Annotated in this window: 1 protein-coding gene; it reads right to left on the reverse strand. The window is 39.6% G+C overall.

Annotated features, from left to right (window positions below):
• Positions 1-48 precede the first annotated feature (48 nt).
• Positions 49-132 carry a hypothetical protein gene (locus V6256_RS16300; RefSeq protein ID WP_341599218.1) on the reverse strand — a complete coding sequence of 28 codons (84 nt, stop codon included), beginning with the start codon at positions 130-132 and terminating at the stop codon, positions 49-51.
• Positions 133-207 lie beyond the last annotated feature (75 nt).

The following is a 207-nucleotide window of genomic DNA, read 5'->3' on the forward strand; positions in this document are numbered from 1 at the left end:
AATCTGTAACAGAGCTTCTTCTGCAAGCGTCTCTGATGGGCTCCATTCCTATCCACATTCAGGACACATCAATACATCTTGATCTGGGTAGACAAACTCAGAGCGGCATTTGCGGCAGGGTGGATTGGTCATGTACTTCTCATTTATTAAGTTTTTAATGTGTACGCTAAAAGATAAGGCATTTAATATCTCATTAGTTTTAATACC

Origin of the sequence: Psychromonas aquatilis, from assembly GCF_038155185.1 — a bacterium.
Lineage (GTDB): Bacteria > Pseudomonadota > Gammaproteobacteria > Enterobacterales > Psychromonadaceae > Psychromonas > Psychromonas aquatilis.

Coding starts and splice junctions, on each gene's coding strand:
- V6256_RS16300 (WP_341599218.1), bottom strand. CDS start 132: ATGACCAATCCACCCTGCCGCAAATGCCGCTCTGAGTTTGTCTACCCA.